This window comes from Niveispirillum sp. FG148 (assembly GCF_057809655.1).
This window is the reverse complement of sequence record NZ_JBMDKJ010000006.1, coordinates 233441-245776: the sequence shown is the minus strand read 5'-3', so window position 1 is coordinate 245776 and position 12336 is coordinate 233441. Positions and strand designations below refer to the sequence as shown.

At 67.5% G+C, this 12336-nt stretch carries 7 protein-coding genes; 5 read left to right on the top strand and 2 right to left on the bottom strand.

Annotation, left to right across the window (positions count from 1 at the left end):
* The first annotated feature begins 176 nt into the window (after positions 1 to 176).
* On the top strand, positions 177 to 1406 hold the full coding sequence (locus ACODTW_RS09345; RefSeq protein WP_488945705.1) for an ABC transporter substrate-binding protein: 1230 nt from the start codon (positions 177 to 179) through the stop codon (positions 1404 to 1406).
* 16 nt (positions 1407 to 1422) lie between these two features.
* Here ACODTW_RS09345 and ACODTW_RS09340 read toward each other — a convergent pair whose 3' ends face one another.
* Together ACODTW_RS09340 and ACODTW_RS09335 are read right to left on the bottom strand one after the other, a co-directional pair.
* Positions 1423 to 4116 (bottom strand): cation-translocating P-type ATPase, encoded by a 2694-nt coding sequence (locus ACODTW_RS09340; RefSeq protein WP_488945704.1) that lies wholly within the window; start codon positions 4114 to 4116, stop codon positions 1423 to 1425.
* A gap of 124 nt (positions 4117 to 4240) precedes the next feature.
* Positions 4241 to 6250, bottom strand: coding sequence for a HAMP domain-containing methyl-accepting chemotaxis protein (locus ACODTW_RS09335; protein WP_488945703.1), 2010 nt, complete (start codon positions 6248 to 6250; stop codon positions 4241 to 4243).
* A gap of 375 nt (positions 6251 to 6625) precedes the next feature.
* Here ACODTW_RS09335 and ACODTW_RS09330 point away from each other — a divergent pair, with 375 nt between their 5' ends.
* The 4 genes from ACODTW_RS09330 to ACODTW_RS09315 all read left to right on the top strand — a co-directional run bounded on the left by ACODTW_RS09330 (position 6626) and on the right by ACODTW_RS09315 (position 12271).
* Entirely contained in the window at positions 6626 to 7177 is a 552-nt protein-coding gene (locus ACODTW_RS09330; RefSeq protein WP_488945702.1) for an RNA polymerase sigma factor, read from the top strand.
* Positions 7174 to 8124, top strand: coding sequence for a FecR family protein (locus ACODTW_RS09325; protein ID WP_488945701.1), 951 nt, complete (start codon positions 7174 to 7176; stop codon positions 8122 to 8124). Before ACODTW_RS09330 ends, ACODTW_RS09325 begins: the two co-directional genes overlap by 4 nt.
* A 232-nt stretch (positions 8125 to 8356) precedes the next feature.
* Positions 8357 to 10879, top strand: a complete 2523-nt coding sequence (locus tag ACODTW_RS09320; protein ID WP_488945700.1) for a TonB-dependent receptor domain-containing protein — start codon at positions 8357 to 8359, stop codon at positions 10877 to 10879.
* A 48-nt stretch (positions 10880 to 10927) separates the two neighbouring features.
* Positions 10928 to 12271 (top strand): phytase, encoded by a 1344-nt coding sequence (locus tag ACODTW_RS09315; RefSeq protein ID WP_488945699.1) that lies wholly within the window; start codon positions 10928 to 10930, stop codon positions 12269 to 12271.
* Positions 12272 to 12336 lie beyond the last annotated feature (65 nt).

Here is a 12336-nt window from a genome sequence, read left to right as displayed (position 1 = left end):
GCGGGACCCCCGGCCGGGGCCGGGATTGAAGAATATCAATCGTATGTCCGCACATACCCGCTTGCCAAGCCTGCCGCCCCGCCCGACGCTTAGACGATAGTGCAATGTCGCGGGGCACAGGGCGGGTCTATGCGATGACCTGCACATCCGCACCCTTGGCCCCTGCGGGAGATGCCATGAAGCTCCGCGCGCTTGCCCTGGCCGCCGCCCTGTCGCTGCCTCTCTTCCCCGCCCTGGCCGCCGACCCGCCGGGTAAGGCTCCGGACCGGATCGACGCCAAGCCGGTCCCGGCCCTGAACCGCCTGACCATCGGCTTCATCGGCACCGACGATCCGCCGGCGACGCCGCTGTCCTTCCTGGACCCGGTCATCCGCGATGGCGGGCGACAGGGGGCGCGGCTGGGCGTGCAGGATGGCAACAGCACAGGCCGCTTTCTGAAACGGGAATTCATCCTGGCGGAAGGGCGGGAGGGGGATGTGCCCGGCCTGCTGGCCCAGGGTGTGCGCGTCATCGTGGCCGACCTGCCGGCCGATGCGCTGCTGCGCGTGGCCGATCTGGCGGCGGCACAGGGGGCCGTGGTGCTGAACGCGCGGGCGCGTGACGATGGGCTGCGCAACGCCCAATGCCGGGCCAACCTGTTCCACACCATCCCCAGCCGCCGCATGCTGGCCGATGCGCTGGGCCAGTATCTGGTGACACGGCGCTGGACCGACTGGTTCCTGGTCACCGGCGCCGGGCTCGGCGACAAGCCCTATGCCGACGCCATCCGCCGCACGGCCAAACGGCTGGGGGCGAAGATCGTGGAGGAGAAGGACTGGACCTTCGATGTCGGCCATGCCCGCACCGATGACGGGTTCAGCAATGAACGCGATGTCGTCGCCACCTTCACGCGCGGGGCCGACCATGACGTGCTGATCGTCGCGGATGAGGAAGGGGTGTTCGGCGATTATCTCAGCCACCGCACGGCCCGCCCCCGCCCCGTGGCCGGCACGGCTGAACTGGTGCCCACATCCTGGTCGCGGGTCTTTGAACAATGGGGTGGCACCCAGCTGCAGAACCGGTTCCAGGCCCTGGCAGGCCGCGTGATGAATGAACGTGACTATGCCGCCTGGGTCGCCGTGCGCGCCGTGACGGAAGCCGCTGTGAAGGTGCCGGGCGGCGATGCGGCTTCCGTGCTGGCCACCTTGCGCGATCCGGGCTTCACGCTGGCGGCTTTCAAGGGCCAGGCCCTCAGCTTCCGGGGCTGGGACGGGCAGTTGCGCCAGCCCATCCTGATCGCCAATCCCCGCCTTCTGGTTTCCGTCTCCCCCCAAGACGGCTTCCTGCACCAGCGCACGCCGCTGGACAGCCTGGGCGACGATGAAGGGGAAAGCGGCTGCACGGCAAGGGGACGGCCGGTACATTGACCATGGCCGGCGGCCTTCACCGGGGTCGCACCTGTCTCCGGCACTGCCAGCGTCTCCGTACCCACTTCTCCCCCTCGTACAGCAGCAGCATCCCCGCCCCAAAGCCCAGTGGCAGCAGCAGATCGGACGGCGGCAGCGGGGCCGTGCCGAACAGATGGTTGAAGGGCGCGGCCCAGGTGAAAGCAGCCTGCAGCGCCAGCGTCGTGCCCACGCCCAGCCACAGCACCCGACCGCCCAGCAGAGCCGGCCCGTTCCAGCGGGTCACGCCCAGCCAGCGGATGGAGAACAGATAGAACAGTTCCAGCAGCACGACGCTGTTCACGGCCAGCGTTCGCCCCTCCTCCGCGCTGCCGCCCCGATACTGGACATAGAGCAGCGATGCCTGCACCGCCGCCAGGAAGATCAGCGAGGTCAGCACGCTGCGCCAGACCAGGAACCGGGTCAGGATGGCACCGCCCCGTTCCGCCGGCGGACGGCGCATGGCCCGGTCCTCCGTCCCTTCAAAGGCCAGCGTCAGGCCCAGGGTCATGTCGGTGACCATATTGACCCAAAGGATCTGCACCGCACTCATGGGCAGGGCCGTGCCCAGCATCAGGGCAACCATCATGCACAGCACCTCCGCCCCGTTGGTGGGGAGGGTCCAGGCGATGACCTTGCGGATATTGTCGCCGACGGTACGGCCCTCGCGCACGGCGGCGACGATGGAGGCGAAATTATCGTCGGCCAGCACCATGCGCGCCGCTTCCTTGGCCGCTTCCGTGCCGCGCCTGCCCATGGCGATGCCGACATCGGCCGATTTCAGGGCCGGGGCGTCGTTCACCCCGTCGCCGGTCATGGCGATGACGCGGCCATCGTCGCGCAGCGCCGCGATCAGGCGCATCTTGTCTTCCGGCGTGGTGCGGGCGAACACGTCGCTCTCTGCCACCCGCTCACGCAGCGCGGCCGCGTCCAGGCCTTCCAGGTCGCGGCCCGTCACCACGGGATCGGTGCGGCGCAGGCCCAGCTGCGCGGCAATGGCGGCGGCCGTGCCGGCATGGTCGCCCGTGATCATCTTCACATCAATGCCGGCGGCATGGCATTCGGCGATGGCTTCCGTCGCCTCGGTCCGCGGCGGATCGATCAGGCCGACCAGACCCAGCAGGGTCAGATCGCCCTTTTCCACCAGGGGGAAAGACAGGGCCGGCGGGGGATAGGGCATGTCCTTGTGCGCCAGGGCCAGCACACGCTGCCCCCTGGCGGCAAAATCCTCCACGGCCCGGATCCAGGCGGCACGGTCGGTTTCCTGCCCGCACAGGGCCAGCACCCGTTCGGGCGCGCCCTTGACCAGCAGCAGGGCCTGGTCCTGGCGGTTGTCATGCAGGGTGGCCATGAAACGGTGGCCGGCATCAAAGGGGATGGCATCGCGCCGGGGCCATTGCGCCTGTTCGGCGGCGGGTTCCAGCCCGGCCTTCATGGCAAAGGCCACCAGCGCGCCTTCCATCGGGTCGCCGGCCAGCCGCCATTCCCCGTCCTGGTGCTGGATGCTGGCGTCGTTGCACAGCAGCGCCGCGCGGGCCAGCGCGTCCAACCCCTTATTGTCGGCAGCCAAGGCCGGGCCGGCAGGACCGGTAATGTCGCCCAGGGGGGCATAGCCCTCGCCGGCCACGGACCAGAGGGTACCATCGCCGGTGCGGGCACCATCCACGATCATTTCGTTGCGGGTCAGGGTGCCGGTCTTGTCCGAACAGATGACATCGACCGACCCCAGCGTCTCCACGGCCGCCAGATGGCGGATGATGGCATTGCGCGCCGCCATGCGCCGCACACCGATGGCCAGCGTGATGGTCAGCACGGCCGGCAGCCCCTCGGGAATGGCGGCCACGGCGATGCCGACCACCAGCAGGAAGCCCTCCGCCGGCTCCATCTTCTGCACCAGCAGGGCAAAGGGCAGCAGCAGGGCGCAGATGCCGATGATGACCCAGGACAGGCGCCGGGCGAAATCATCCATGCGGCGCAGCAGCGGACTGCGCTGGTCGCCCACGCTTTCGATCAGGCGGCTGATGCGGCCCAGCTCGCTGGCCGTGCCCGTGGCCGTGACCACGCCCCAGCCCTGGCCCGCCGTGACCAGCGTACCGGAAAAGGCCAGACAGGTGCGGTCGGCCAGGGCCGTATCGGCCGGCAGGGCGCCCGTGTCCTTTTCCACCGGCACGGATTCCCCGGTCAGGGCGCTTTCATCGATGCGCAGGCCCAGGCTGCGGGTCAGGCGCAGGTCGGCGCCCACCCGGTCGCCCGCTTCCAGCAGGACCAGATCGCCCGGCACCAGATCGGCCGCATCGATGCTCTGCCGGTGCCCGCCGCGCAGAACGGCGGCTGTGGGTTGCAGCATGGTGCGGATGGCGGCCAGCGCCTGCTCGGCCCGCCCTTCCTGGATGAAGCCGACAATGCCGTTGATCAGGACCACGCCCAGGATCACCCCGGCATCCAGCCCGTGGCCCATGGCCCCGGCAATGCCGGCGGCCACCGCCAGCAACCCGATCAGCAGATTGTTGAACTGGTCGATGAAACGGCGCAGGGCGGACCGGCCCACCGGTTCCGGCAGCCGGTTGCTGCCATATCGGGCCAACCGCGCCGCCACCTCTTCCCGCGACAGGCCCGACGGCCCGCTGCCCAGCCGGGTGACGGCATCGTCAGCCGTCAGCCCGTGCCAGTCCGTCCGTTCCGCTTCATCCATATCCGCCCGCCGGTCGCTGTTTCACCCTATCTATGGCCTGTCGCTGTGACAGGTCCATGATGCAGGTCAAACGCTTCGGCGGGCGAATGGGTTGCAGGAGTCTGTCCTGCAACCCGTATCGGCCTCAGGCGGCCTTCACATTGACAAGGAAGCTGCCCACGGCACCGGTCAGCCGATCGGACTGCGACTGCACGCCCGATGCCACGGACAGAACCTCGGATGCGGCGGTACCCGTCTCCCCGGCGGCGGCGCGGACGGAGGTAATGGTCTCGCTGACATCCTGTGTGCCCATGGCGGCCTGCTGCACGTTGCGGGCGATCTCCTGCGTTGCGGCACCCTGTTCTTCCACAGCGGCCGCGATGGCGGCGGAAATCTCGTTCACCTTGGCAATGGTGGCCGTAATGGACTGGATGGCGGCGACGGCATCGCGGGTGGCCGTCTGCACCTGCTGGACCTGACCGGCAATATCCTCCGTGGCCTTGGCGGTCTGGTTGGCCAGGCTCTTCACCTCCGACGCCACCACGGCGAAGCCCTTGCCGGCTTCCCCGGCCCGTGCCGCCTCGATGGTGGCGTTCAGCGCCAGCAGGTTGGTCTGCCCGGCAATATCCTGGATCAGTTGCACGACCGTGCCGATCCGGTCGGCGGCGTCGGCCAGGGTGGCAACGGTCACGTTGGTGCGCTCCGCCTCCTCATGCGCATGGCGGGTGACAGTGGCGCTTTCGGCCACACGGCGGGTGATTTCCTCCAGCGAGGCGGAAAGCTCCTCCGTCGCTGTGGCCACGGCCTGCACATTGGCCGATGCCTGCTCGGCAGCACCCGCCACGCTGACGGACTGGTGGCTGGTCTGTTCCGACAGGGCCGACAGCGACTGGGCGGAAGACCGCATCTGCGTGCTGGCCGATGACAGCTGTGACACCAGCGCCTGCACCTCGCTGTCGAAGCCGGCCATCAACTGTTCCAGCTTGGCCGTGCGGCGATCACGCACCTCCTGCTCGGCGGCCTGTTCGGCCTCCAGCCGGCGGCGTTCCAGACCATTGGTCTTGAACACTTCCACCGCGCGGGCCATGTCGCCGATCTCGTCCTGGTTGGCGGCCATGGGCACCGTCACCGACAGGTTGCCGGCGGCCAGTTCGGTCATGGTGCCAGTCAGGGCCTTCACAGGCAGGGTGATGGAGCGGGTGATGATCCAGGAAGATACCAGTCCGATGACCAGGCCCACCACGGCCAGCACGACGGAGATCAATTCCGACTCCCAGATCTCCTCCACGACGCGCGGCCCGATCTCATCCTGCTGGGCGCGCTGCGACTGCCGGATCTGGGCGGTCAGCGCACTGATCTGCGCGCCACTGGGATTCAGACGGTCATTGACGGTGGCCTGCACCGCCTCGACCACGGCGACGGCCTGCTTCACGCCCCCGACATAGGCTTCCGCCGCCTTCACGGCCTCCACCGCCAGCGCCCTGCGGGCAGGGTTCTGCATGGCCGGGACCAGGGTGCGCAGACCCTGATCGACATCACCCAGGGCTGCCTCCACCTTCTGCACACTGTCCTTGTCGCGGCGCGCCTGCAGCCGCTGCATCTGCATGCGGACGCCCGTCATCTCTTGCAGCACCGTGCTGGCGGCCTGGAACGCCCGGACATCATTGTCGGCAGCGGCCGTCCGGACGACGCGATCCAGGGCCTGCTCGAAGATGGGGCCGTTCTTGTCCAGCACGTCGCGCATGATGCGGTTATTCTCGCGATAGCCTTTTACGACATCCGTAAAGGCATCCCGGTACTTGCCATAGGCGGCCGTCGCTTCGGCCAGCCAGGCACGGCGCTGCTCTTGCTTGATATTGGCGTCGGCCTGCTTCAGAAGCCCATCGATCTCCGTGGTCGCTTCGGTGAAGCGCTGCACCTGCGCCTCATCCCCCTGGACCAGGAAATCCTTCACCGCCAGTCGGGCCTTGGCGAAACCGATATCCACTTCGCCGACCATGTTTGAATTACGGGCGACGCGCCGATATTCGTCGAAGTTGCTGGAAATAGTCATCAGCAGATAGGTTCCGACGCCAGACATGATCACCAGGATCAGAAGCAGAACGCCCGATCCCGCGGCGATGCGTTGACCGATCTTCAATTTATCCAGCGACATGCCTCACCTTTATCTATTCTGCACCTCAACGGGCGTTCCACCCGGCCGACAGGCAAACACCGGTCGTTCCCCCAGGATATTACCTGGAAGGCGGGCGTTCGACGATCGACGTTCATTTCCACACAATCCTATGTCCATCACCCGGCCACAAGTATTCAAACGTATATTTGCAGATATGAAGACAAACGCCGGGAGGTTGGCCCGAGGACCTGCAAAGACAAACCTTGCAATTGCAGTTGACTTGCATCTCCGTTTGCAAGCCAACTGCCACAGGGGCACCGCATACCCGCCCCGGCCGGCAAGATCCGGCGTCACGAAACTGTCTTGATCCCCGTGTTAGCCCTGGCCTGTCCAGGAACAGACCGGGCAAGGGACATGGCGGGAAGCGAGGCGGAAGGAGCGCTGGCGGCGGGGGCAGAACTGCTGGAAACGGCATTGCCGCGCCACCGCGACATGCTGCGTGCCTATTTCCTGTCGCGCCTGCGCTGTCCACAGGAAGCGGAGGACCATGTGCAGGAGGTCTATTCCCGCGTCATCGCCGCCACGGCGCCGCGTACCGGCATCGCCAACTGGCAGGGCTTCCTGCTGCGCGCCGCCGCCAACCTGCTGACCGACCGCTTTCGCCGCGACCAGGCCCGCGCCGGCGGCCGGCATGTCCCCCTGGAAGACGGGATTGACGCCGGCAGCCAGGATGTGGCTACGCCGGAAAGGGTGGTCGCCGCCCGCCAGCAACTGGCCCATATCCAGACGGCGCTGGACGAACTGGACCCCATCTGCCGTCAGGCCTTCCTGCTCTGCCGCGTGGACGGCCTGTCCCACCGCGACATCGCCGCCCGGCTGGACATCGAAACGGCATCCGTCACCCGCCATGTCGAACGCGCCCTGATCCATCTGACCCGCCGCATGGGCGGACGGGGGGCCGCATGACCCGGCCCGACCCCGACCGGCAGGTGTTGGAGGAGCGGGCCGCCGCCTGGATGGCGCGGTTGAGCGCCGGCCAGGATGCCGCCACCCGCGCCGCCTTCCGTCGCTGGCTGCAGGCCGATCCCGCCCATGCCGATGCCATGGACCGGGTGGCGCAGGTCTGGGACGGCACGGGCCCCACCCGCCGCCCGCCGCTGCGCCTGCCGGCGCCGGTGCGCCGGCCTGTGGTCGCTGGTCTGGCGGCCCTGGCCGCCTGTCTGCTGCTGCTGGTCGCCACCCCGCCCGACTGGCTGGTCTGGACGCGCGCCCATTACGACACCGCCGTGGGGGAGACGCGGCTGGTCCTGCTGGAGGATGGCAGCGAGGTGCGGCTGGACAGCGGTACCGGCATTGATGTCGCTTTCGGCCCTCTGCGCCGTGACATCCGCCTGACCCGCGGTCAGGCGTCCTTCAAGGTGGCGAAAAGCCGGCTGCGTCCCTTCGCCGTGGCTGCCGACCATGCGACCGTGGTCGCCACCGGCACAGAATTCATCGTGGCGGACGGGGCCGACACGCGCGTGGTACTGATTGAAGGTGGCGTGGAACTGCGGAACCCGGCCAGTGGTGCCGCCACCGCCCGGCTGACGCCCGGCCAGCTGGCCCTGGCCGACGCCATCCACCCGCCCCGCATCACCCCCGCCGATCTTGAGGCGGAGACGGCCTGGCGCCAGGGGCATCTGGTCTTCCGCCGCACCAGCCTGACCGACGCCCTGGCCCGCTTTGCCCGCTATGGCGGCCCGCCGGTCAGCCTGGGCGAGGGCACGGCCGGGCTGGAGGTCAGCGGCGTGTTCGGCACCCGCGATGTGGAGAAATTCGTGGCCCTGGCCGCGAAACTGCACGGCCTGTCCCTGACCAGCAGCCCCGACGGCGCCTTGGCGCTGTCGGTGAAGCCGGGACGCAAGGGGACGTAATACCAGATCCCGGTAAGTTCTACTCATCGGGATCTGGTCCGGCGGCGACGGCAATTGAGGGCCTTGATCAGGACCATCAGGTTCTGTTCAAGGCAAACGGGCACAACAGCCCGTGACAGTTCCGTGAAGCCTGGATGAAAGTTTTAATCCTGCCCGGAAACCGGATGGGCGCTGCGTCTACCCCGCTGACCATGCCGTTCACGCAACGGCTGCCCACGGGAGAGTTCCGATCATGATGCTGCGTTCCCTGGCCCTTGGCGTTTCCGCCCTGGCCCTTCTGTCGCTGGCCCCGCTGTCCGCCCCCGCCCTGGCCCAGCCTGCCGCGGCGGCTACGGCCCGATTCACCCTGCCGTCGGGCGATCTGGGCGATGCGCTGGTGGCGGTCGGCCGGCATTTCGGGCGCAATGTGCTGTTCACCCCGGCCCAGGTGGCGGGCAAGCGGTCGGCCCCTGTGGCGGATGCCGCCGGCTTCGATCTGGCGTTGAAGGCGATGCTGGCCGGCACGGGCCTGTCGGCCGATATCGGCGCCGACGGGTCGGTAACCCTGGTCGCGCGTCAGGCCGCCGCCGCCCCGGCCTCGCCGCGCCCGCAGACGGTCCGCCCCGCTTCTGCCGCCCCGGCGGAAACGGCCCCCGCGCCGGAGCCGGTGAAGATCGAGGAGATCATCGTCACCGGCCAGATCTTCTTCCGCAACCGCACGGCCGAGCCCAACCCCGTCCTGTCCTACGATCTGGAATATTTCCAGCGCTTCGAACCGGTGTCGGTGGGCGAGATGATGAAGCGCGTGCCGGGCGTCACCTTCGCCGCGGACGTGCTGGAATATGACGCGGTGCAGATGCGCGGCCTGCCGCCGGGCTACACCCAGGTGCTGATCAATGGCCGCCGCCCGCCCGGTGGCGAGGCTGACCGTTCCTTCTTCGTCGACCGCATCCCGGCCGAGCTGGTGGAGCGGGTGGAGATCGTGCGCGCGCCCCGAGCCGACCAGCCCAGCGAAGGCGTGGCCGGCACCCTGAATGTCGTCACCAAGGAAAGCGAGGCCTTCGAGGGTGGGTTCGCCAAGGCCGGCGCCCTGATCAACAAGGATGGCAAGGTCCGCCCCTCCTTCGCCGCCGCCTATGCCGACAGCCTGGAGGAGACCTCCTACTGGGCGGCGGTGAATTATCAGGGCCGCCGCAATCCGAAAAAGAAGGTCACCGATTTCTATGATGGTTCGTTCAGCGAATATTCAGGTCGGGAATTGCAGGATGACACCCGTGACGGCGTCGACATCTCCGCCAATGGCGAGCTGGTGACAAGGGTTGGTGAAGGCGCCCTGCGCCTGACCGGCCTGATCGTCGACACCGACCGTGACGAGGATGAACTGTCCGTGACCTATGAAGGGGACAACCCGTCGGCGCTGGAACTGGACGAGGTGGAAGTGCAGCGTGAACGCATCAGCCAGCAGACCTACGCCCTGTCCGGCGCCTTCACCCATCCGCTGGGGATGGGCGAGCTGGGCCTGGATGCCGGCTGGTCCGGCTATCGCGAGGACAGCAAGACGGAGAATGAGGAAGGCGACGATATCGGCGATACGGAACTGACCGAGCGCGAGACGCTGGACACCACCGACAATGAATTCAGCGGCACCCTGTTCTACAAGTTCGGCGATGGGGTGAAGACCAAGATCGGCGGCGACGTGCTGTTCAAGAAGCGCGACACGGCCAACCGTTCCTTCGAACTGGACGATGATGAATGGGAGGAACAGACGGCCCCCGGTGCCGTCTTCACCCTGAAGGAAAAGCGCTTCGACCCCTATGTGCGCTTTTCCCTGGACCTGACGGAGCGGCTGTCGCTGGATGCCGGCGCGCGGTATGAGATCACGCGCCGCGACGTGGAAAGCGACGATGGCAAGGCCGATTACGATGCCGAAGCCTTCAACCCGTCCGCCCATCTGAAGTTCCAGGCCACCAGCGCCGACCGTTTCCTGCTGTCGGTGGCCCGCACCGTGCGCCGGCCCGATTACGATCTGGTCTCCCCCTATCGGCAGGAGGAGGAGCCGGCGGACGAGGATGAACTGATCGGCAACCCGCTGCTGGCCAATGAACGCGCCTGGGGCATTGATGTCGGGTACGAACGGCAACTGGGCCGGCGCGGCATCGTCGGCGCCAATTTCTTCTACCGCGATGTCAGCGACCTGATCGAGCTGTACAATACCGGCGAGGAGGCCGAGGCCGGCGGCAATGTCTATGAGGCGCGCAACGCCGGCAAGGGCAAGAGCTGGGGCCTGGAGATCGACTTCTCCACCCCGCTGGACTTTGCCGGCCTGCCCGATACGGGCCTGTTCGCCAATTACACCTGGCTGGACAGCGAGGTGCGCGACCCCGCCCTGGGCATCAAGCGCCGGTTCAACAACCAGCCGCACCATGTCTACAATGTCGGCTTCATCCAGACACTGGAAAGCCTGGATGCCAGCGTCGGCGCGTCCCTGTCGGGCCGGTCCAAGGCCAAGGAAGTGTCGCTGGACGAAGAGGTGGACCTGTCCTATGGCAAGGATCTGGAGGCCTTTGTCGAAAAGCGCCTTTATGACCGGTTCGTGGTGCGTCTGTCGGCCTCCAACCTGCTGAACCGCAAGAAGGTGGAATATTTCCGCACCTTCGACGGCGACAGCGTGGCCGAGATCCAGGCCAACCACACCAAGGGCAAGGTGGACGAGAGCGAGCGCGAAAGCGAACAGTCCGGCCGCCTGTTCCAGATCACCCTGCGCGCCACCTTCTGATACCCGACCCTCTCCCCTGTCCAGCCCCCCTGCCATTTCGGAGCCCCCATGCGCCGCCTGATCCCCCTCGCCGCAGCCCTGCTGCTGCTCACCGCCTGTGGCCAGGAACCGGCCGCGCCGGTCGCCGCCGCCCTGCCGCTGGTCAAGCCGGTGGCGGAAACGGCCCCCGGCCTGCCCGACAATGGACCCGGCGGGGGGGTGAAGGGCGACGCCGACGATCCCGCCTTCTGGCTGCACCCGTCCGATCCGGGCAAAAGCCTGGTGATCACGGTGGCCAAGGGCGCGGGCCTGCGCGTCTATGACCTGTCGGGCCGGCTGGTGCAGCGCATCGATGCCGTGCCCGACGGGCGTTACAACAATGTCGACGTGGCCTATGGGCTGAAACGTCCCGATGGCTCCACCCTCGACATTGCGGTGGCCAGCGACCGGGGGCGCGACCGGCTGATGGTCTGGGCCATCGACGCCAGCAATGTCGACGCCCCCCTGACCGACATTACCGACCCGGCCCAGCCCCAGGTCTTCCCCACCCGCCTGTCGCCCGACGGCAAGGAAGAGATCGCCAATCCCGTCGACGACCAGATCAGCGCCTATGGCCTGACCCTGTGGCAGGACAAGGTGACGGGGGAGGTGCGGGCCGTCGTCGCCCAGCGCAAGGCAGCACGCCTGGCCGAAGAACGGCTGGTGGTGCGCGCCGATGGCACCGTGGGCCATGAACGCACCCGCCATTGGGATTTCCCCACCAGTCACAAGGGCCAGGATCTGCGGGTGGAGAGTGAGGATGACCCCGAACAGGACTGGCAGCCGCAGTTCGAAGGGCTGGTGGTGGATGAAGAGGCCGGTATCCTGTTTGCGGGGCAGGAGGATGTGGGCCTGTGGCGCGTGAACCTGCGCACGGGCAAGGCCGACGACCAGCCCTTCTATGAAACGCGGGGATCGGTGAAAAGCCCCTTCAACAACCAGGACAGCCGGATCGCCCGCGATGTCGAAGGGCTGGCGCTCTATCGCGGGGCGGACGGCACCGGCTTCCTGATCGCCTCCAGCCAGGGCGACGCCCATGGCGATGATGGCAAACAGTCCGACAATGGCGGCCTGGATGACAGTTTCGCCATTTTCGAACGCGGCGGCCAGAACCGCTATATCGGCAGCTTCCGCCTGACCGCCAACGGCCCCATCGATGCCGGCCAGGAATGCGATGGCGCCGAACTGGTCTCCATCCCCCTGCCCGGCTTTCCGCAGGGGCTGCTGATGGTGCAGGACGGCTATAATGATGATCTGAACGGGCTGTCGGGCGAGCCCAAGGCCACCAATTTCAAATACATATCCTGGGCCGACGTGGTCGCCGCCATCCCGGCCCTGGCCGCCGTCCCCGCCGGCGGCTGGTCCCCGCGGTAAGGGGGCCAATTGCCGCACCGCACCCTTGACGCACGTCATGGTGCCGTCACGATTTCCTGGGCACA

Bases quoted from the DNA above. Each gene is read 5' to 3' on its own strand.
- ACODTW_RS09345 (WP_488945705.1), top strand. From the start codon at position 177: ATGAAGCTCCGCGCGCTTGCCCTGGCCGCCGCCCTGTCGCTGCCTCTC.
- ACODTW_RS09340 (WP_488945704.1), bottom strand. From the start codon at position 4,116: ATGGATGAAGCGGAACGGACGGACTGGCACGGGCTGACGGCTGACGAT.
- ACODTW_RS09335 (WP_488945703.1), bottom strand. From the start codon at position 6,250: ATGTCGCTGGATAAATTGAAGATCGGTCAACGCATCGCCGCGGGATCG.
- ACODTW_RS09330 (WP_488945702.1), top strand. From the start codon at position 6,626: ATGGCGGGAAGCGAGGCGGAAGGAGCGCTGGCGGCGGGGGCAGAACTG.
- ACODTW_RS09325 (WP_488945701.1), top strand. From the start codon at position 7,174: ATGACCCGGCCCGACCCCGACCGGCAGGTGTTGGAGGAGCGGGCCGCC.
- ACODTW_RS09320 (WP_488945700.1), top strand. From the start codon at position 8,357: ATGATGCTGCGTTCCCTGGCCCTTGGCGTTTCCGCCCTGGCCCTTCTG.
- ACODTW_RS09315 (WP_488945699.1), top strand. From the start codon at position 10,928: ATGCGCCGCCTGATCCCCCTCGCCGCAGCCCTGCTGCTGCTCACCGCC.